At 50.7% G+C, this 20,387-nt stretch carries 18 protein-coding genes; 12 read left to right on the top strand and 6 right to left on the bottom strand.

All coding sequences use genetic code 11. From position 1 onward, the window contains the following. Nucleotides 1-23: 23 nt before the first annotated feature. Nucleotides 24-839 carry a glycogen/starch synthase gene (locus D6024_RS14945; protein WP_121355453.1) on the bottom strand — a complete coding sequence of 272 codons (816 nt, stop codon included), beginning with the start codon at nucleotides 837-839 and terminating at the stop codon, nucleotides 24-26. An 87-nt stretch (nucleotides 840-926) separates the two neighbouring features. Here D6024_RS14945 and panC point away from each other — a divergent pair, with 87 nt between their 5' ends. The 6 genes from panC (at nucleotide 927) to D6024_RS14915 (ending at nucleotide 6,936) form a co-directional block, all read left to right on the top strand. Next, a complete protein-coding gene (panC, locus tag D6024_RS14940) occupies nucleotides 927-1,769 on the top strand; it encodes a pantoate--beta-alanine ligase (RefSeq protein ID WP_121355452.1) in 843 nt (280 codons plus the stop codon). Between the two features lie 38 nt (nucleotides 1,770-1,807). Next, on the top strand, nucleotides 1,808-2,152 hold the full coding sequence (gene panD, locus D6024_RS14935) for an aspartate 1-decarboxylase (RefSeq protein ID WP_121355451.1): 345 nt from the start codon (nucleotides 1,808-1,810) through the stop codon (nucleotides 2,150-2,152). Between the two features lie 174 nt (nucleotides 2,153-2,326). Next, nucleotides 2,327-3,379 carry a lysylphosphatidylglycerol synthase transmembrane domain-containing protein gene (locus D6024_RS27285; RefSeq protein ID WP_121355450.1) on the top strand — a complete coding sequence of 351 codons (1,053 nt, stop codon included), beginning with the start codon at nucleotides 2,327-2,329 and terminating at the stop codon, nucleotides 3,377-3,379. Continuing rightward, a complete protein-coding gene (gene rfaE2, locus D6024_RS14925; protein ID WP_240410047.1) occupies nucleotides 3,366-3,842 on the top strand; it encodes a D-glycero-beta-D-manno-heptose 1-phosphate adenylyltransferase in 477 nt (158 codons plus the stop codon). The genes D6024_RS27285 and rfaE2 overlap by 14 nt, the downstream gene beginning before the upstream one ends. A 114-nt stretch (nucleotides 3,843-3,956) precedes the next feature. Continuing rightward, nucleotides 3,957-6,065, top strand: a complete 2,109-nt coding sequence (ppk1, locus tag D6024_RS14920) for a polyphosphate kinase 1 (protein WP_240410046.1) — start codon at nucleotides 3,957-3,959, stop codon at nucleotides 6,063-6,065. Further along, the gene (locus tag D6024_RS14915) at nucleotides 6,046-6,936 is read left to right on the top strand and encodes a Ppx/GppA phosphatase family protein (RefSeq protein ID WP_121355448.1); all 891 of its coding nucleotides are present in this window, start codon (nucleotides 6,046-6,048) and stop codon (nucleotides 6,934-6,936) included. The genes ppk1 and D6024_RS14915 overlap by 20 nt, the downstream gene beginning before the upstream one ends. Before the next feature lie 70 nt (nucleotides 6,937-7,006). Here the strand turns inward: D6024_RS14915 and D6024_RS14910 are convergent, their stop codons facing one another. Together D6024_RS14910 and D6024_RS14905 are read right to left on the bottom strand one after the other, a co-directional pair. Continuing rightward, a complete protein-coding gene (locus D6024_RS14910) occupies nucleotides 7,007-8,272 on the bottom strand; it encodes a fasciclin domain-containing protein (RefSeq protein ID WP_162944783.1) in 1,266 nt (421 codons plus the stop codon). Nucleotides 8,273-8,300: 28 nt separating this feature from the next. Then, nucleotides 8,301-11,006, bottom strand: coding sequence for a TonB-dependent receptor (locus D6024_RS14905; RefSeq protein ID WP_121355446.1), 2,706 nt, complete (start codon nucleotides 11,004-11,006; stop codon nucleotides 8,301-8,303). Between the two features lie 182 nt (nucleotides 11,007-11,188). Here D6024_RS14905 and D6024_RS14900 point away from each other — a divergent pair, with 182 nt between their 5' ends. The 6 genes from D6024_RS14900 to D6024_RS14875 all read left to right on the top strand — a co-directional run bounded on the left by D6024_RS14900 (nucleotide 11,189) and on the right by D6024_RS14875 (nucleotide 17,570). After that, the gene (locus tag D6024_RS14900) at nucleotides 11,189-12,127 is read left to right on the top strand and encodes a phosphoribosylaminoimidazolesuccinocarboxamide synthase (RefSeq protein WP_121355445.1); all 939 of its coding nucleotides are present in this window, start codon (nucleotides 11,189-11,191) and stop codon (nucleotides 12,125-12,127) included. A 319-nt stretch (nucleotides 12,128-12,446) separates the two neighbouring features. After that, nucleotides 12,447-13,781: a TolC family protein gene (locus D6024_RS14895; protein WP_121355444.1), complete on the top strand. Its 1,335-nt coding sequence runs from the start codon at nucleotides 12,447-12,449 to the stop codon at nucleotides 13,779-13,781. A gap of 15 nt (nucleotides 13,782-13,796) precedes the next feature. Next, the gene (locus D6024_RS14890) at nucleotides 13,797-15,029 is read left to right on the top strand and encodes an efflux RND transporter periplasmic adaptor subunit (protein WP_121355443.1); all 1,233 of its coding nucleotides are present in this window, start codon (nucleotides 13,797-13,799) and stop codon (nucleotides 15,027-15,029) included. Nucleotides 15,030-15,073: 44 nt separating this feature from the next. Then, the gene (locus tag D6024_RS14885) at nucleotides 15,074-15,835 is read left to right on the top strand and encodes an ABC transporter ATP-binding protein (RefSeq protein WP_121355442.1); all 762 of its coding nucleotides are present in this window, start codon (nucleotides 15,074-15,076) and stop codon (nucleotides 15,833-15,835) included. Beyond that, nucleotides 15,832-17,058, top strand: coding sequence for an ABC transporter permease (locus D6024_RS14880; RefSeq protein WP_121355441.1), 1,227 nt, complete (start codon nucleotides 15,832-15,834; stop codon nucleotides 17,056-17,058). Before D6024_RS14885 ends, D6024_RS14880 begins: the two co-directional genes overlap by 4 nt. Nucleotides 17,059-17,306: 248 nt before the next feature. Further along, the gene (locus D6024_RS14875; RefSeq protein ID WP_121355440.1) at nucleotides 17,307-17,570 is read left to right on the top strand and encodes a hypothetical protein; all 264 of its coding nucleotides are present in this window, start codon (nucleotides 17,307-17,309) and stop codon (nucleotides 17,568-17,570) included. Here the strand turns inward: D6024_RS14875 and D6024_RS14870 are convergent. From D6024_RS14870 to D6024_RS14860, 3 genes are all read right to left on the bottom strand, one after another. Then, nucleotides 17,567-18,343, bottom strand: coding sequence for a heme ABC transporter ATP-binding protein (locus D6024_RS14870; RefSeq protein WP_121355439.1), 777 nt, complete (start codon nucleotides 18,341-18,343; stop codon nucleotides 17,567-17,569). The genes D6024_RS14875 and D6024_RS14870 overlap by 4 nt on opposite strands. After that, nucleotides 18,336-19,406 (bottom strand): FecCD family ABC transporter permease, encoded by a 1,071-nt coding sequence (locus tag D6024_RS14865; RefSeq protein ID WP_121355438.1) that lies wholly within the window; start codon nucleotides 19,404-19,406, stop codon nucleotides 18,336-18,338. The genes D6024_RS14870 and D6024_RS14865 overlap by 8 nt, the downstream gene beginning before the upstream one ends. A 120-nt stretch (nucleotides 19,407-19,526) precedes the next feature. Continuing rightward, a complete protein-coding gene (locus D6024_RS14860) occupies nucleotides 19,527-20,378 on the bottom strand; it encodes a heme/hemin ABC transporter substrate-binding protein (RefSeq protein ID WP_121355437.1) in 852 nt (283 codons plus the stop codon). Nucleotides 20,379-20,387: the final 9 nt, after the last annotated feature.

The following is a 20,387-nucleotide window of genomic DNA, read 5'->3' as shown; positions in this document are numbered from 1 at the left end:
AATTAACCTGTGAGTAAAATATTTTACTTGCTCGCAAGATCGCCATAGAGTTGTAAATAGTCTGTTAAATCACTTTCCGCGTTGTAGGGCAATGTCTTCTTTCCTTTCACTTTTGAGAACTCGTCCACCAGCTTCTTATCCGGCGTATCTGTTCCAAATGTGATCGCATCGGCATACGTGGCACCAATCCGCATCAAAGCAAGGTTATTGGACTCTTTGAACGGTTCAAAGTCTTTGTCTTTCAACGCGGTGCTGATCTGCGCCTTTTTAATAAAATCGCTTTCCAGCTTTTCTTTAAATGTTGTTTGTCCAAGCGTATAGATGACTTTACTGTGCGAAAATACCGGCTCCTTTTTGTACACCGTTTTCAGGTACATTGGAATCAATCCAGTCATCCAGCCGCTGCAATGAATGATGTCCGGGGGCCAGCCAAACTTTTTGACCGTCTCCAGAGCGCCTTTGCAGAAAAACACCGTACGCAGACCGTTATCGTCAAACCAGGTTTCGCTCTCGTCGGTAAAGATCGACTTGCGTTTAAAAAGGTCTTCGTTGTCAAGGAAATAAACCTGCAAGCGGGCATTCGGCAACGACGCCACTTTAATCTGTAAGGGAAAATCTTCGTTGTCGATGGAAATATTGATACCCGAAAGACGCACTACCTCGTGCAGGCGGTGGCGGCGTTCGTTGATCGCACCAAAACGCGGCATGATGCAGCGAACTTCAAAACCACCTTCGTTCGCTTTGATGGCCAGCTTATTTACTACTTCAGAAAATTCAGTCAACTCAAGGTAAGGTGACATTTCGTTGGCAATAAATAAAATCCTTTTCTTTGCTGACATTGTACGCGATTTAGATAAAACTTAAAGTTGGCAAAGGTAAGCAATTATTTTTGTCATGTAACACCGACACGATCTTAAACCTCCGGCATGATCCTTTTCAAAGAAGCGAAGGCGCTGAACCAATTCCTTTCAGATCAAAAAAAGAACGGCACGACGATTGGTTTTTTTCCGACGATGGGGGCTTTGCATAACGGGCACATATCGCTGCTGGACCAGGCAAAAAAAGAGGCACAGCTCAGCATTTGCAGCATTTTTGTCAATCCGACACAATTCAATAACCCCGACGATTTTAAAAAATACCCGGTCACCCTCGAAAAAGATATTGATCTTTTGGTTTCCCACGGCTGCGATGTTCTGTTCCTTCCCTCTGTTGAAGAGATTTATCCGCCCGGTTACAAGGCCGGCGTCTATGACTTGGGAACACTGGAAACGGTGCTCGAAGGGCATTACCGGCCGGGCCACTTCCAGGGCGTTTGCCAGGTTGTCGATCGGTTGCTGGAAATCGTCAACCCGACTTTTCTCTACCTGGGACAAAAAGACTTTCAACAATGCCAGGTAATTCAAAAACTGCTGTCTCTTACCGGCCGCAACGAACAGGTCACCCTCCGCATCTCCCCGACCGTCCGCGAAAAAGACGGGCTGGCCATGAGCAGCCGCAACCTCCGTTTGTCGCAAAGCCAACGGGCCCTGGCGCCGGCACTGTTTGAAGAGCTGCGCAAAAGCAAGGAGGCTCTCCCTTCAAAACCGATTGAAGTCATCAAACAGGAGGCGATGCGAAGCCTGACGGAAAAAGGATTCGTGGTTGACTATTTTGAAATTGTTGATACACAAACCCTGCTCCCCGTTAATGATAGAGCGAAACCTGCAGTGGCATTGGTGGCTGCCTTTTTGGGAGACATTCGCCTCATCGACAACCTGCCGGTGAATTAACAAACACTTTACCATCATCATCTAACTTTGCGGCCAGTATGAACATTTCTGTTTTAAAGTCGAAGGTCCACCGCGCTGTAATCACCGAAGCCAACCTTCACTATGTGGGTAGCTTAACATTGGACGAAGACCTGATGGATGCGGCCAACTTTATCGAGAACGAGAAAGTGACGGTCGTCAATGTCAACAATGGCGAACGCCTGGACACCTACCTGATTAAAGGCAAGCGGGGCTCCGGTGTTTGTTGCCTCAACGGCCCCGCAGCACGCAAAGGAATGACCGGCGATGTTGTTGTAATCATTTCCTACTGCTCCCTTCCTTTTGAAGAGGCGAAAACCTTCAAGCCCTGGATTGTTTTCCCCAAAGAAGGGAACAGGCTGTAAAAACCGAAGAACAGTCGAACAAGGAGATAGTCACGAATGAAGTGTCTTCGGCTCATGCTGTTTCCGCTACCGGGCAGACCGCATTTCGAAGAAGAGGATGAACAGGGGCGGTTACTTTAACATTCTTCATTCCTTGTTCACCTGTTCGATATTCCCTTCCTATCTTCACTTGGCATGAAGAAACCCATTGTTACCATACTACAGTATGTTTTTTTTCTCGGGCTTGGCGTTTTATTTGTTTGGCTTTCTGTACGGAAGATCAATTATGAACAATGGTTACAGATTAAAAGCTCCCTGCATCGTGCCCGCCTCTGGCTGATTCTTCCTGTCTGCGGCATGCTCATCTTAAGTCATTACAGCAGGGCCATGCGCTGGCGCATCCTCATGGAGCCATTGGGATACCATCCGAGCCGCTTCAATACATTTGCTGCCGTTATGATCGGCTACCTTGTTAATGCCGGTGTGCCGCGTTTGGGCGAAGTGGTAAAATGCACGCTGCTTGCCCGGTATGAAAAAGTGCGGGCCGATCGGCTGGTTGGAACGATTGTCATGGAACGAGCCGTTGATGTTGTTTGCCTGGTTGTTGCTTTTATTACCGCACTTTATTTCCAGGGACATATCATCGGCGACTACGTTACTTCGTTGTTCGGCGATTTTTTCCGCGACAAAGCTGGCCACACGTCTGGTACAAAAATGGCACTCTACGTTGGCGGCTTTATCATCTTTCTGCTTGTTTTTTATATCGTTCTCAAACGCTTTGGCCACATCGATGCTGTCGGAAAAATTAAGACCGTGGTGAAAGGCATTCTTCATGGCCTGCAAAGCATTCGCTTTATTAAAAACAAAGGCTGGTTTTTATTTCACACCCTACTGATCTGGCTGATGTACCTGGGTAGTACGACCATCGGCATTTATGCCCTACAGGAAACGGCACACCTTGGAATTGGCGGAGGCCTGACTACCCTGGCCATCGGCAGCGTGGGAATGGTCATTACGCCGGGCGGTATCGGCGCCTACCCGCTGCTCGTCTCGAAATTGATTGGCCTCTATGGGCTGGATGAAGCAACGATCGGCAATGCACTTGGGTGGCTGCTCTGGACCGTGCAAACGGTCATCATTGTCGTTGCCGGCATACTTTTCAGCGCCCTGTTTTCTTACCACAACAAAAACAAACGACCCAGTGAGACCCGCACAAAACTTACAGACCAAGATATTGCCCCTCTCTGACCTCCGACAAAAAGCTGCAGAATGGCACAGGCAGGGAAAGACAATTGCTGTCACCAACGGCTGCTTCGATATTCTTCATGCCGGCCACATTGCGTCACTGACCGAAGCGGCACAACATGCCGATGTGCTGGTCGTCGCTCTCAACTCCGATTCTTCCGTCAGGCAACTGAAAGGTGAAAGCCGGCCTGTGAATGACGAACAGGCTAGAGCCACCGTTCTCTCTGCCCTTGGCGTGGTCGATGCCGTCGTTATTTTTTCCGAACCAACACCCCGCGACCTTATTGTTGCCCTGCAACCCGATGTACTGGTGAAAGGCGGTGACTACAAAGTAGAAGATATTGCCGGTGCAAAAGAAGTGCTGGAACGCGGCGGCAAAGTGATCATCAATCCCATTGTACAGGGATTTTCCACGACGTCCATCATTGAAAAAATGCAAAGCCCGCCGGCAAATGGGAACAGGTAAGACATCCATAGCACACCGGGTTCATTGCGCTGGTGCTGGCACCCGGCGTGCAACTGCGCTTTACCGTGAACACGCTTCTTGCGGAATAAGGTGGGTTTAGGTATATTTATTGATATGATGGATAACCATATGTCGAATCAAAAAATAAAGGGCATACAACGGGACATCAGTTGGCTCTCGTTCAATGCACGTGTTTTACAGGAAGCCGCCGACCCCACCGTTCCACTCCGCGAACGCATCCGTTTTCTCGGCATTTTTTCCAACAACCTGGATGAATTTTTCCGGGTTCGCGTGGCAACACTTAAACGCATGATCCAGTTCGGCAATAAAGCCAAGATGCATTTGGAAACCCATCCCGAGCAAATCCTCGAAGAAATCCAGATGACGGTCCTGAACCAGCAAAGCGAATTCAACCGGATATGGGAACTGATCCTGGAAGAAATGCGGGAAGAAAAGATTTTCCTGGTTACCGAAAAAGACCTCAACCCCGAGCAGCAGGATTTTGTAACCAATTATTACGACGAAGAAGTCAGCCCCAATATCATTCCGCTGATGATCGAAACCATCCCGGAACTCCCCTATCTCCGCGACAAATCCATCTACCTTGGCGTGGTGATGTGGCGGAAGGAAAGTGCTCTCAAACGCATGTATTCCATCATCGAGGTGCCGACTCGTGTGATGAGCCGTTTCCTGCTGCTCCCTTCTCCGGATGGAGAGCAACACATCATTTTACTCGAGGATGTCATCCGCTTCAATTTGCCGGAAACCTTCGTTTATTTCGGATACGACCAGTACCATGCAAGTGTTTTCAAGGTGACGAAAGATGCCGAGATCGACCTGGATAATGACGTGTCGACCTCGTTGATGGAAAAAATTGAAAAAGGCCTGAAGAACCGGCGTAAAGGAAAACCGGTACGCTTTGTTTACGACAAGGAAATGGACCCGGGACTGTTGGAGTTTTTGATCCGCAAACTGAATCTTTCCAAACGCGACAACATCATTCCCGGCGGACGCATTCACAATTTCCGCGAGTTCATGGATTTTCCGCGGGGTGTTTTCAAAGCAACAGCAACGCGGCGCAAGCCTTTCCATCACCCGATGCTGGAAGAACGACGGGTATCGGACGTGGTGATGCAGCAGGACCTGATGCTCCACTTTCCTTATCATTCGTTCAACCCGGTCATTGACTTGTTGCGGGAAGCGGCAATCGATCCGGATGTAACAACCATTAAGATCACGGCCTACCGCATGGCCAAACAGTCGAAAGTGGTCAATGCGCTGATCAATGCCGTTCGCAACGGCAAACAGGTAACGGTGATGTTGGAACTAAAAGCCCGTTTTGACGAAGAAGCCAACCTGGCCTGGAAAAAAACGCTGGAAGAAGAAGGCGTGAAAGTACTGACCGGAATTCCCAACATGAAGGTGCACGCCAAACTTTGCATCATCCGCAAGCGGGTTGGCGATACGATCGTGCAGTATGGCTTTATCAGCACGGGCAACCTGAACGAGGACACGGCCAAAGTATACGCGGATCATTGCCTGCTGACATCCAACAAAGCCATCATGACCGATGCCAACAGGATCTTCAGCTATATAGAACACCACAAAACAGGCACACATTTTTTAAAAGCCTGCACCACCCTCCTCCCGTCCCCTCTCTTTGCCCGCAAGGAGATCATTAAAATGATCCATACGGAAATAAAGAATGCACAAAAAGGAATACCGGCTTCGATCTGTGCCAAAATGAATTCTCTTTCCGATGTCGAGATCATCGACGAATTGTATACGGCCGCCAAATCGGGGGTGGAGATCAAGCTGATTGTCCGGGGTATTTTTTGCATGCTGACGCAAAACGAAAAATATGTCAAACAGGTCAAGGCACTCAGCATTGTGGACGAATACCTCGAGCACGCTAGGGTCTGGATCTTTCAGAATGGCGGACAGGAACGGATGTTCATTTCGTCGGCCGACTGGATGATCCGAAACCTGGATCACCGTGTCGAAGCCTCCTGCCCGATCCTGGACCCCGTAATTCAAAAGGAACTGAAAGATATACTGACCATTCAGCTACACGACAATGTAAAGGCACGGGTGCTGGATAACAGTCTCGCCAATAATTATGTAACGCCGGAGGACGACGAACCACGCATCCGTTCGCAGTACGAAACCTATTTTTATTTACGCAACAAAATCGAACAGCCCCTTGAAGTTAGCAGCCATTGATATCGGTAGTAACGCCGCCCGTCTCCTGATCAACGATGTCATTCAAACACCGAAAGGCGTTCCCGAATTTGTAAAACTGTCGCTGGTGCGGGTACCCCTGCGTCTTGGTTTCGATGTTTTCGATACCGGGAATATTTCGGAGGAAAAAGCCAACAAATTTGTAACCACCATCAAAGCCTATAAAAATCTCCTGGATGTGTACGAAGTGGAACACCTGATCACCGCCGCGACCTCCGCCATGCGGGATGCCGGGAATGCGGCCGAGATTCTTGGCCGGGTGAAAGACGAAACGGGCATTTCCATCAGCGTTATATCGGGGGAAGAGGAAGCGACCTACATTTACGAGAATCACTTTGCCGATAACCTCAACACCTACGAGTCGTATTTGTACATCGATGTCGGCGGTGGCAGCACGGAGTTAACGTTTTTCAGCGACGGTAAACTTGTCACCCAGCGTTCGTTCAACATCGGGACCATCCGCCTGCTCAAAAACCAGGTAACCCAGGAATATTGGGCGGAAATGCGCAACTTCATACGTGAAAAATTACGCGGCTATCATCACATTACCGCCATCGGCTCGGGCGGCAACATCAACAAAGTTTTTTCGCTGTCCAAACGAAAAGAAGGAAAGCCGCTTTCGCTGGAACTGCTGCGGAATTATTACAAGGAATTCAGTGCACTTTCCGTACAACAACGGATATCGGTTTATCACCTTCGCGAAGACCGCGCCGACGTGATTGTTCCAGCCCTGCTTATTTACATCAACGTGATGAATTGGGCCGATGCGGACGAGATTTTTGTTCCCAAGATTGGTCTGGCAGATGGCTTAATTCACCTCTTATATGACCGGGTGAAAACCGGCACGAAATAACGGTTATCACACATAAAAAAAGCCATTCGATACCGAATGGCTTTTTTTATGCGAAACAAAACTAAACTCTTTATTGCGGACGCAGCACCTGGTCGATCACGTGTAGCACACCGTTAACATAGTGCTGATCGCTGGTGCCGGTTCCCGGCATTGGGTTGATCTGGACGTTTGACGCTGTCGCGTTGGCCACGCCTTTTACGGTTGCAGCCGTGACGCCGGTGGCGCCTAACATTGCCTGGATGATGACTCCCGGATGCAAATACGTTTGCGTTGTACCGTTCAGGTAGGTCTTTACGTTTGTCGCCGTTGTTGGAATATTCGCTGAAAAGACACGAAGTCCGTTCACAATGACTTTCGTCGAAGAAACAACCGGGTTAGTGCCCAACAAATGATACGCAATCAGCCCTTTGACCAATGTGGGAGTCAGCACAGTTGCCAGTGCGGGGTTTGCAAAAACAGCTGGTGTAGAGGCCAGTGCTTGCGCTTGTGCCTGCGCCTGGGCCTGCGGAACATTCATTGCCATCAAAGCCTGTGTGATTTGTACTGTCAGCAGTTGTTGAAAGGCCAGGTTGGTCGGTGCAAAGAGAGTGAAATTTGCAGCAGGGTTTAAGAAAGCTGCACGCAATGTTGAATCGGCCGGCACACCTGTATCGGCCCTGTCGATCGCCGCTTTCAGGTAAGTCAGGTTCGGATCGGTTGCAATCCGGCTCCATAAAACAGTTGATGGTGGTGCAACAACAAGCCCGGTCTTGTGTATAACACCATTCGAGGCCTGTATATCCACTCCGGTGAGCGGAATGTTGTTTACCCAGGCACCGTTGATTTTAGAGGGAAAGACCGGCATGCGCAAACCCGGAGGAATAGCCGCCGACGGTTTGGCCAGTTCGAGCAAAGTAGGCAATTGCAGGTTTGGATTCGGATACGCCGATGGCAGCATACTGCTCATCAACTTTTGTCCCCCAACGACGTGGTAACGTAGAATAGAGTCCAGTTGTCCGGGACTGAAGGCATTGATGCCAACAGCCTGGGGAATGCCGAGCAATGCAAAGCTTTGCTGAAAGGCCGCATCGGTCGGCGCAAACACGGTGTACACGGCTGTGGAGTCCGACAGCAAGGCGCCCAGGCTCGGTGTTGCCGAACTGGTGGCGGCACGTGCAATCGCAGCTTTTAAAATGGTAAAGCTGGCATCACTGTTAATAACGGCAGCAATGGATTGGCCCGATCCAGGCGTAACAGTAACGGGTTGTGCTTCTTCAACGTCTTTGTTGCACGAAGCAAAAAGAGCGGCGCCTGCCAGCAGTGGAAAAAAAATGTATTTATTGATGTTCGATTTCATGATTGTTGTTTTTCCGGGAAAATGTTGATTAAAGCACATTGTAAGCAAAGCTCAGGTAGTATAATCCGCCAATGCTTGGGTTACCGACCGCTGTGCGATAGTACTGGTTCAACAGGTTGGTGGCTCCCAGTTTGATGATCGACTTCAGCTTCGGCGACTTGTAGTTGATGGCCGCATCCAGGGTGTGGAAAGCAGGCAGATCTCCCTGCGTAAAATCATTCTCATAGAAAAAGCCATCCTGCCAGCGCCAGCTCACATTGGCACCGAACTTTTTGTTTGGACCAAAACCGGTGTTCGACAACGTGAGCATCGAACGCCATTTCGGTGAATTGAAAAAGGCGCGGAAACCTGCCGGCACATTTTTGATCACATCAGACGTCAGGCTTCCGGAAACCACGAAGTTTTTGGGCAGCACATATTCGATGCTGCCGCCGCCACCGTGCGTTTCCACTTTTTCGGGTGAATTGGCGACCAGCGAATAGCCACTGAATGTTGCACCCGGCGTGCCGCCAGGGAACTGCACCACATCACGGCGTGTGATGAAATCTTTGAAGTTGCTGGTATAATAATAAATATCGATCAAAAGCTTTTTTGCAAACAGGCCTTTGTAACCGAATTCATACGACGTCACCGCTTCCGGTTTTATTTCGACGTAAGGCACACGCTCTGCCTGTGCCGGGTTGGTAAATATATTCGACGTGTAACCCGGGTTGTTGATCAGGTCATATTTTTCATACAGGGCCCTGTTAGCGCCAAGCAAACGGCCCGTACCCACATCCAGGTCAATCCATTGCTGCTGGGTGCTGGGGAAGCGGTAAGCGGTCTGGTAAGAAAGGCGAATATTTTGGTCTGTCGCCGGTTTGACAACCGCTGTAAAGCGTGGTGTAAACCGTCCCTTGAAATTCTCATTCTTGTCGTAACGGCCCGAGGCGGTCAGCTTCAGCCGGTCTTTGATTACCTCGCGGCCAACCTGGATATAACTACCAAATTCATTGATCTTGATCGGCGATCCTTTGGTATCGGCGAAGAGGGTCCCCTCGCTGTTCAGCACATATTGCTTCCAGTTACCGCCCACCAAAACTTCGGCGAACTTGATAACATTGCTGAAATTGTACTGTCCTTCAGCCATCCACAGATCGCTGCGGTCGAGAAACAGGCCACCACGCGGGATGGGCACTTTGCGAACCGAATCGAAAATGCGCTTGAATTCCGGCGAACCTGCCACTGGGCGGCCCTGGTCGGCGGTGGCCCGCGCCAGGTTGTGCGCTTCAAGATCAGGACGGCCTGCCTGCTTGGCGTTCAGGTAAGCAAAGGCGTATTCCTGGTACCAGGTCGTGCTGGGCTTCCAGGCTTCGTTGAAAAGCTGCGTGGTAATTGTAAGGTTGTGCGACTCACCGGCATTTTCCTGTGTTGTATAGCCGCGAACAAACCAGTTTTTGGCATTCAGTTCCAGCTTGTACTGGCCCACTTTCAAATCCTTTAACGAATAGCGCTGGCTACCGGTGTACACGGTGTTTCCCGTTCCCCAATAACCGGAAAAAATAGCTTCCATGTCTTTGCCCAACTTGTAGTTCAGTGATCCGCTCAACTTGAAATTGATGGTCTTTGGATCAACGACTTCGTTTTCGGTATAACCTGTACGGGAAACCGGAATGCTTCCCGGCAATGTGTTGATGTAGCCGGCCAGGAAAGGCACCGCAACCGCAATGTTGTTCAACACACGGGTGCGCAGGTCGATTGAAGTTTCATCGCCATACACGTTTACGCCGTCATAATTGGGATCGGTTGCCAGGGTACCGGCTGTGATTTCGCCGGTGGTGCCGAAGCGTTTGTAGTTGCGGTAGTCGCGGGCAAGCCAGTCGTTGGCGCGGATGTATTCGCCCCCGATCTTGTAGGCGAATTTTTCCGACACCTTTTGCGCCCAGCGCAACGAATAGTTATGATAGGCCGATACATCGCGGTCTTTGTCGTCGAAATGCATGGCACCGGTTTTCACCTGGAGGGAAAGACCGGGATAGCGGAAAGGACTTTTGCTGTTAATGAGAAGGGTTCCGTTCATTCCGCCGGGACCATAAAGGGCGGACGTTGCACCCGGAAGCAGTTCCATGCTTTCCACATCCAATTCGGTTAAGCCGATCACGCTGCCGACGGAAAAATTTAATCCCGGTGCCTGGTTGTCCATCCCGTCAACAATCTGGTTGAACCGAAGGTTACCGCTGCCGGAAAAACCACGTGTGGTCGGTGTGCGGAAAGTCAGTGAAGAAAGCACGGCATCAACACCTTTGAGGTTTGTAACGATATCGTAATAGTTTGAAACCGGTGCCGTGCGGATGGTGGCTGCGCTCACACGTTCAATGGTAACCGGTGCTTCCAAAATCCGTTGTGGCAGTCGCGAAGCCGAAACCACAACCTCCTGCCCGATAATATTGGAAGGAACAAAACTTACTGTGATGGGAGTAGCGGCAGAGGATACGACAACTTCCTGAGTTTCGTACCCTATGGATGAAAATACCAGCCGGATCGGAAGGGAAGGAACGGCTACCTGGAAGTGGCCGGTCGAGTCAGTTGAAGTGCCGATTGACATATTCTTCACCCGGACCGAAACCCCTCCCACATTTTCGCCTGAAGGCGACGATGTGACCTGCCCGGCAACCCTGATGTTTTGTGCCCAGGCAGAAAGGGAGCAAACAAATGCTGCCAATACTGCAGCAAGCAAACGCAGACCTTTTCTCATATTGTTTTTTTTAGCTTTGGATACATGCCAGCGGACCGACGTCCAGCGGCAAGCTTTCTCACGCGGAAAATTACAGATTACGGCGGTTCACTTGAAATTATTTTCGACGGGATTGAAGAACTTGTTGAAACTTTGTTTCACTTTCTTGTTCACCCCATTTTCAATGGTCTTATTTTCGACACATGGCAAGGTTTGATTTTCCCAACCAGACAAATTTTTATCAGGGTAAGGTTCGCGACGTGTACACCATCGACAATACGTTACTGGTGATGATCGCTTCGGATCGCATTTCGGCGTTCGATGTGATCCTTCCCCGCACCATTCCCTACAAAGGACAGGTGCTGAACAGCATCGCAGCGTATATGCTCGAAGCAACGAAAGATCTTTGCCCCAACTGGCTCATCTCCTCTCCCACACCCAATTCGTCCATCGGCCACAAATGCCAGCCGTTCAAGATCGAAGTGGTGGTACGCGGCAATTTGTGCGGCCATGCATGGCGTACGTACGAAAGCGGCCAGCGCATTCTTTGCGGTGTGCTCATGCCCGATGGATTGAAGGAGTCGGATCCGTTCCCGCAGCCGCTCATCACGCCGTCCACCAAGGCCGAAGCAGGACACGACGAAGACATTTCGGAAGAAGAGATCCTGCGCCAGTCACTGGCTACGGAAGACGAATGGAAGGAGATCAAACAGTATGCGTTGGCGCTTTTTGAACGCGGCCGCGAAATGGCTTTGAAGCAGGGACTGATCCTTGCCGATACCAAATACGAATTCGGCAAACGGAACGGCCGGATCGTTTTGATGGATGAAATTCATACACCCGATTCATCGCGTTATTTCTATGCCGATGGATTCGGCGAACGGCAGCAGCGCGGCGAAAAGCAAAAGCAACTGAGCAAGGAATTCGTCCGTGAATGGCTGATCCAAAATGAATTCATGGGCAAGCAGGGACAAACGGTTCCGGAGATGAGCGACGAATGGGTGGAAACCATTTCGAACAAATACATCGAACTATACGAAAAGATCACCGGCCAGCGTTTTGAACCGATGACGCTTGACGAAGAAGAAGTGTATGGAAGAATTGTAGAAGCGCTGGATAACCTGCACCCACATTCACACTAAAATACCGACACTCTTGATCCGGTCATCTTTCGACAGCAAAGACAGCACTTTTTAATACGCTATTGGAGAAGGTGCTGTCTTTAAACTTCTTTCACTCAAGGGAAGCAGCCCCGTTGCGGCGACCTAAAAAACCGTTTCCGCTTCACGCCATTTCTCCATAACTCTCCCTTCCTTGCAAGCCCTGTTTCCGGCAACAGATCGTTGGTAAAATCACGCCGGCATTGCTCGATACGGATCATGTGATTTGCTGACCGGTGTCAGCTTTTGCGCCTGTGGCACGACCGAACTTTAAAAGAAGGTCACAGGACCTGCGCATGCAATGAAAAAGGTCTTTCTTTTGAGCATTTGCCTGTTCCTCGCTGGCAGTGCCACGCATTCCCAAAGCGGCAATCTCGCAGAGCCGCCGCACGCATGGACGCTGCAGGAGTGTATCCTCTATGCCCGGCAAAACAATCTCCAGGTTAAAACCGGGCGGCTTGCGGCGAGCCTGGCCATGCAAGACCTTCTCCAGGCGGAAAACAACCGCCTTCCCAGTGTTTCCGGTTCTCTTTCGCAATCGTGGGTTCGGCGGCAAAAAAGCGCTACTACAATCAACGGCACGCAGGCACAGGGAAGTTTTTCCAGCAATTACGGTGTCAACTCAGCTTTTGTTCTTTACAATGGTGGTCTTCTTCACAACACGATCAAAGCAAACCAACTGCTGGTGCAATCGGCCCGTCTCTCGGTGGAAGAACTCACCAACGAGATCACCATCAGCCTAACACAGGCTTTTTTAGATGTACTCCTTGCACAGGAAAACACCACCGTTTTTAAAGAGCTGCTAACCACATCGGAAACCCAGTTGAAACAGGGAAAAGAGCGTTATGATGCCGGCAGCATTTCAAGAAAAGAGTTTCTTCAATTCGAATCGCAAATCGCTGCAGACCGCTACAACCTTGTCAAAGCGGAAAACACCTACCGGTTAAGCCTGTTATCGCTGAAGCAGGTTCTCCAACTCCCCACATCCTATGAAATGCAAATTGCAACACCGGCACAGGTTGAACCGGAAGAAGCAATTCTTGCGCTGCCACTGGCCCAACAAGCGGCCCTTGATACACGGGCAGAAGTAAAAAACCAGGAAGTGGGACTGACGCTGGCGCAGGTGAACCGCGATCTGGCAAAGGCGGGTCGCCTGCCGGCCATTGACCTGGGCGCAGGCTTGTTTTCGGGGTATTCAAATTTCCAGTCGTTCAAGTATTTTTCGCAGTTGAATAAAAATCTTTACGAAACATTCAGCATCGGTGCAAGCATTCCCCTATTCAGTCGCAGGCAAAACAAAACCAACCTGGCCAAAGCCGATATCGCCATCGAACAGGCCAAACTGGCTTTGGAAAATACGCGGATCACATTGACGCAACAGGTCGAACAGGCCTATCTCAACCTGCAAAATGCGCAGGCGCAATACCGGACGGCAAAAGAGCAGTTAAAAGCAACGGAAGAAATTTACCGGATCACGCAGGAACAACTCCGGTATGGCGCAATCAACATGGTGGAAGTGCTGCTGCAGCGAAACAACTACATACAATCGGTACAGACCTTCAACCAGGCAAAATACACGGCCATCCTGTACAACAAGATCTACCAGTTCTATACGGGAGTGCCGATCAACTTCTGACGTAAAACAACAAGCATGAAAACACGGAAATGGATCATCTGGATTTTTATCATTGCTGTCATAGCACTGGGTGCCTGGTGGTGGAAATTCAGGCCGGAAAAAGAAGAACTGGCACTAACGACGGAGCATCCCTACTACGGCAACGTCACCAATTCCGTGACGGCAACCGGCACGGTGCAGCCCGTGGATACGGTGGCGGTGGGAACACAGGTTTCCGGCATTATCCAGAAGGTGTATGTCGATTTCAATTCGCCTGTGAAAAAAGGCCAACTGCTGGCACAGTTGGACAAGTCCCTGCTGAATGCCCAGGTGGCGCAGATAACGGCGAACCTGCAGTCGGCGAAAGCCAGTGTCGTTTACCAAAAAAGCAACTACGAACGGCAAAACCATTTATACCAGGTTGGTGCCATCAGCAAGGCCGAGCAGGAAGCCGCACTGTACCAATTCCGCAGTGCCACGCAAGCAGTCAGCAGTATCGAAGCGCAATTGCGTTCGGCACTGAAAAATCTTTCCTATACCAACATTTATTCGCCTATCCAGGGCACCGTACTTTCCAGGAGCGTGAGTGAAGGCCAAACGGTAGCCGCAAGCCTTAGCACACCGACACTTTTCAGCATAGCAAAAGACCTTACCAAAATGCAGGTACAGGCTTCGATCGACGAAGCCGATATCGGTGGTGTGCGAAAAGGACAACGGGCCTTTTTTACGGTTGACGCCTTTCCAACAGACACCTTTAGCGGTACCGTAAAAGAAATCCGCCTTCGCTCTTACGTATCGGCGAACGTCGTTTCTTACGTCACGATCATCGAAGCTCCCAACCCGGATTTAAAGCTCAAACCCGGGATGACGGCCAGCATAACCGTTTACACCAAAGAACTAAACAACGTTCTCCTGCTGCCGGCGCAGGCAAAAGCCTTTCGCCCCGATTCTGTGCTGGCCAAAAAATATATTGTCGAACAAAACCCAAACACCAGGAAGACACTTTTTCCGCAAAACGACAGCTTCGCAAGCAAAACGGATTTTGTCTGGCTCAAAAAAAACAACCGGCTCATTCGCCAGGCCATTCTTACGGGATTGGATGACGAAACGCAAGTCCAGGTTGTCGCCGGCTTAAACCCGGGCGATGAAGTGGTGCTGGGCTACGAGGAAGTAAAGAAAAAATCCTCGGCCACGGCGAAAAGCCCGTTTATGCCAACAAGACCGGGGCGAACCAACCAGCGACCCGGTGCCGGCGCCCAGCCACGTTGAGCGCAAAAGAATGAGCGGTTGGTCAAACCCAAAATTCCTGCAGCATGGCAACAATGATCGTGGAAATACAAAACCTGAAACGGGAGTTTAAAACCGGCGCGGAAACGGTACGGGCTTTACGGGGTGTTAGCTTTTCGGTGACGCCGGGTGAATTTGTCTCCATCATGGGCGCCAGTGGTTCCGGTAAATCAACATTGCTGAACATCCTGGGTTGTCTGGACCAGCCAACCGGTGGCGACTACCTGCTGGACGGTGTTCCGGTGAAAAATCTTTCGCGGAACGAACTGGCAAGGCTGCGCAACCGCAAGATCGGTTTCGTGTTCCAGTCGTATAACCTGCTGGCCCGCACAACGGCACTCGAAAATGTGGAACTGCCCCTGCTTTACAACGCCGACGTGCCGGCAAAGGAAAGGCATGAACGGGCCTTGAACGTACTGCGGGCTGTTGACCTGAAAGACCGAAGTCACCATCTATCCAACCAGCTTTCCGGTGGCCAGCAGCAGCGGGTCGCGATTGCACGGGCCCTCATCAACAACCCGGTGATGATCCTGGCTGATGAACCCACCGGCAACCTCGACACCCGCACATCCTATGGCATCATGGCGCTGCTGCAGGACCTGAACAAACAGGGTGTCACGATCCTTTGCGTCACCCACGAACCGGATATTGCCTCCTTCACCAGCCGGACCATTGTTCTCCGGGATGGAAGCATTATCAAAGATGAAAAAAACAAGACCGTCCGTTTGGCAACGGAAGCCCTTGCTTCCCTGCCTGTAAACGGCGAGTATCAAAACGCCACCGCATGACAATTGCCAACCTTTTGCGCCTGGCCTGGAGGGCATTGCTTCGCAACAAATTGCGGGCATTGATTACGATGTTGGGCATTATCATCGGGGTGGCGGCTGTGATTACCATGGTCGCCATTGGCCAGGGCTCCAAGCAAAGTATCCGCAGCCAGCTTTCGGGCATGGGATCCAACATGATCACAATACGGCCGTACAGCCGGCAAACTGCCGGCGGAGGTGCCATGGTCGGCGCGGCGGGCTTGCAAACACTTAAAATCACCGACATACAGGCCATTCAAAAATCGGTTACGCACATCACGGCCGTCTCACCGGCAGTTACGGCCAACGGGCAGGCAATCAACGCGTCCAATAACTGGCCCACAAGCCTGCAGGGTGTGGCGCCCTCCTACCTTGCCATCCGTGACTGGAAGCTGCAAAAAGGAATTGTGTTTTCGGAAACTCATGTCAAGACCGCCGACAAAATTTGCCTGCTGGGTCGAACCGTTGTGAAGAACCTTTTTCCTGCAGGCGACGAACCATTGGGGCGAATGATTCGTTTTCGCAACATCCCGCTGAAGGTCATCGGCGTGCTAGCCGAAAAAGGATCCAACTCGTTTGGACAAGACCAGGACGACATCATCCTCGCTCCTTATACGACGGTTCAAAAACGCATCCTCGCCATTGATTATATCCAGACTATTTACGCGTCGGCAACAGATGAAAACAGCTCGGCGCCTGCCACCGATGAAATCACCACGGCCTTGCGAAAAGCACACAAACTGCAAAGCAGGGACGAAGACGATTTCATGGTCCGTACGCAGGCGGAAATGATCAGTACCATCAGTTCGACCAGCGAATTGCTGACCGTGTTGCTCGCGGCCATAGCAGGCATTTCGTTGCTGGTGGGCGGCATTGGGATCATGAACATCATGTATGTTTCTGTCACGGAGCGGATCAAAGAAATTGGCCTGCGCATGTCCATTGGCGCACGGGGACGGGATATCCTTTTTCAATTTCTAACGGAAGCGATCATGATCAGCATCACTGGTGGCATGATCGGCGTTGCGCTGGGCGTTACCGCTGCTCGTCTTGTAACGGTGCTTCTTTCGTGGCCTACCCTGGTGACAGAATCGTCCGTGCTCCTGGCCTTCGGTGTCTGTGCCATTACCGGTGTGTTTTTCGGCTATTATCCTGCACTCAAAGCCTCCCGCCTGAATCCCATCGAAGCCTTGCGGTACGAGTGAGGCGTTGTTTGATGACGGGCAACGGATTACAGATAATGGATTTCAGTTGGTAGTCGCTGGTCTGCAAACGATTGTTTTGGCTTGAGAGCAATTTGGCCCAAACGCCGTTCACCATTGCATTGACAAGAGGAGAAACTGATCTTCGACAGTTAAATGAAAGGGATGGCAATGCACAATTCCGTTGCATGCCCTTTCGCGATGCTTGCAAAAACGCAGAACGCTTTATACATTGGTTGAAAATTTCACACATGTTCATTGTTGCCAACCATACCATTCACCACCCCGAAGATTTTTGGGCCTCGGCGCAAAAAAACCTTCCCAATCTTCCGGAAGCCGGCGTCAAACGGGTGCTCAACATTTTTCCCAACCAAACCCTGGACAAGGCCACCTGTGTATGGGAAGCCGACTCGATCGAGAACCTGGAACTTTATCTCCGCGAAAAGCTGGGTGCCGCAAGCAACGAAACCTACTTCCAGATCAACGAAGCAGCCGCTATGGGTTTGTCCGATTAAAAAACAACAATCGGCCTCGCATGCCTTTCATCGTGTATAATGGCTGATGAAACGCCAAAGATTTCGTCAATGATCGCCGGCGTGACCAGCGCAACATCATCCAACACATGCCGGATCTCTCCTTCTTTCATAAACAGGATCCTGTCGGCAAACGCAATGGCCAGGTTGATGTCGTGCAAAACGGCAATGACCGTTGTTTGCTGCCCGCAAAATGCCTTTGCAATTCGCATCAACTGGTATTGGTATTTCACATCGAGGTGCGATACCGGCTCGTCTAAAAACAGTAGTTTGTTATCGCTTCCTTCTTCGTTCCAGATCTGCGACAGCACACGGCTCATTTGCACTTTTTGCGCTTCGCCGCCGGAGAGAGTCGTGTAATCCCGCTCGCTGAATTTTTCCACCTCCATCATCGCCATGGCTTTTCGGCAAATCGCGATATCGTTTGCAGATGGATTGATTCCGTAAAACGGGTACCGGCCCATCAGCACCACTTCGTTAACAGTGATGGGAAAGGCAAGATGATAATGCTGCGAAAGCACGGCCCTTTTTACCGCCAGTTCTGTTTTGCTGTAAGAAGAGAGATTTTTTTCAGCTAAAAAAACGTTCCCGGCCGAGGGCTCCTGGTCGCCCGACAAAAGCTTGAGGAGCGTGGACTTGCCGGCACCGTTGGCGCCCATAATGACATGAAATTTGCCTTTTGCAAATCCTACGTCAGTCGGCCGGAGCAAAACCTGCTTGCCTACACGAAATGAAATTCCTTCGCCCCTAACCATAAAAACCTCCTTTTGAAGCGGATCTCCTGGCTCTCGTCAACAACCACAAAAAAACCGGTGCGCCGACAAACGCCGTAACGATGCCGATCGGCATTTCGGCCGGTGCAATGATCACGCGGCAAACAAGATCGGCCACGATCAGTACTATGGCGCCCAGCAAGGCAGAACCGATCATCAGGTAGCGGTTGTCGGAACCCTTCATCAGGCGCAAAAAATGCGGAACAATCAAACCGACAAATGCGATGATTCCAACCATGGATGTTGCCACCGAAACCAATAAGGTATTGACCAGTATGACACTGATCTTCATCCGTTTTGTATTCACGCCCAGGTAACCGGCCTCCGACTCGCCAAGTTGCAGGGCGTTTAACGGCTTGGCAAAACGCAGGGCTAGAAACAAACCGGTGAACGTTGAAACGGCGACGATCAAAACAATTTTCCAGTTAGCGCCGGACAAAGAGCCCAGGTTCCAGAATGTAATGCTGCGTGCCTGCGGATCACGGGCCATGTAGGCGAGGAAACCCGTGGCGCCATTGGCAATGGCATTGACAGCGATGCCGGCCAGGATCATGATAGAGATATTGACTTTGTTCAGCGACGCTGAAAAAGAATAGACCAGCAGTGTAGCCACCAGCCCGCCGAGAAAAGCACAAAACGGCATCAGCAGATCGCCCAAAAAACTGATGCTGTCGAAAAGACTTGCCTTGCCCAACACGATGATCAGTGCAGCTCCAAGCGCCGAACCGGCCGAAGTGCCAATCAACCCCGGTTCCACGATCGGGTTGCGAAAAAGCGATTGCATCATGGCACCGGAAACCGAAAGCGCGGCGCCTACCAGCACGCACAAAACCGTTCGCGGCAAACGGATCTGGAAAAACAACCCTTCATGAATTGGATTGACCGCAGCAGCGTCGTAGCCTGCTTTGTGCCGGATAAAGTCCACGATCTCTCCAAATGACAGGTATACCGCTCCCACACCAGCGGATAGAAGCAAACAAAAAAGCAGCACCAGCCCAAGGACGATGTAAAGAGTGCGGTAGTGTATTTTTTGAAAAATAGACATCAGAAAACGTGAGACGTGAAAAAGTGAAACGTGAAACGCAGAAACTAAAATTGTCAGTGGTAAACGACACAAAGGAATTCCCTTTTTCACGTTTACCGTTTGACGTCTTACGTCCCACCCTTACTGGTGGATGATTTGCGCAAATTTTTGGATCACTTCCCCGCTGCGTGGACCAAAATAAACAAGATCGTGTTCTTCCACGCGGTAGATCTTTCCATTTTTGTAGGCAGGCGTTAAAGCGATGCCGGGAAGGTCTGCAAATTTCTCCTTGCTGCCCAAACGGTCGTAGCCAAAATCGGTTGCGAGGATCACATCGGGTTGCGTTTTTAAAATTGCTTCGGGACTCAAGTTGCGAAACGACGATGTATCGGCGGCATTCACACCACCGGCCAGTTTGATCATTTCGTTTGCCGTGCCCCTGGTTCCCATTACAAAATACTGGTCTCGCTGGCGGCCGAAATGCAGGATCAGCACCCGTGGTTTGGTCGGATAGGTTTTCACTACCGAATCGGCTTTAGCCAGGTCGCGGTCAAGCTGGCCAATCAGGCGGTCCGCTGTCGTATCCTGCCCGAACTCTTTGGCCAACAGGCGAAGAAGAATTTTGGTACTGTCGATGGAATTGGCTGCCGGATAAACCTTCACCGGTATACCCACCTGTTTCAATTGCGGCATCACGTTTGGCGGCGCCACATCGCCCTGGTGAACGACGACGGACGGGTCCAGCGAAATAATTCCTTCTGCATTCAGCAGGCGATGATAGCCGACGGTTGTTCGTTGTGTTGCTTCCACCGGGTAGGTGCTGCTCAGGTCAACGCCAACTATTTTATCACCCTGGTGCAGTGCGAACAGCAGTTCGGTTAGCTGTTTGGACACACAGACAATCCGGTCTTTCCCGCCGGTGTTCGATTTGTTCCCAAAGCGACAGCCTGCCAGCAAGGCGGCTACCGTTAATAACAGAAAAAGTTTTTTCATAATGTAGAA

Source organism: Flavisolibacter nicotianae, from assembly GCF_003628535.1.
In the GTDB taxonomy this organism is placed as follows: Bacteria; Bacteroidota; Bacteroidia; order Chitinophagales; family Chitinophagaceae; genus Flavisolibacter; species Flavisolibacter nicotianae.
The sequence above is the reverse complement of the archived record's forward strand: the minus strand, read 5'-3'. Positions and strand labels throughout refer to the sequence as shown.